The sequence below is a fragment of the Flavobacterium sp. CYK-55 genome (assembly GCF_018413465.1).
GTDB lineage: Bacteria > Bacteroidota > Bacteroidia > Flavobacteriales > Flavobacteriaceae > Flavobacterium.
Map to the genome: position 1 here is coordinate 1 of NZ_JAHCDK010000053.1, position 226 is coordinate 226.

The 226-nt window shown below is 48.2% G+C and carries 1 protein-coding gene; it reads right to left on the reverse strand.

Annotated elements, in window-relative coordinates; all coding sequences use genetic code 11:
- Positions 1-226: hypothetical protein (locus tag KIH23_RS13695; RefSeq protein WP_213214059.1), on the reverse strand; the 226-nt coding region annotated here is incomplete at both ends.

The window sequence follows — 226 nt, forward strand, 5'->3', positions numbered from 1 at the left end:
ACCACACCCGTGTTAGACATGCTCACACCTACATTAGGCGTAATGGTATAAGTCATTGCAGCATCGTAGTTCGATACAGAGAATGAACCAGTTGCTACCGCACAAGTAGGTTGTGTTACTTGAGCAGATATAGCAGGCGTAGCCGGAGTCTCAGGTTGTGCATCGATGGTTACCGAAGCAGAAGTTGCCGAAGTACATCCGTTGCTAGCAGTTGCCGTCAAGGTAT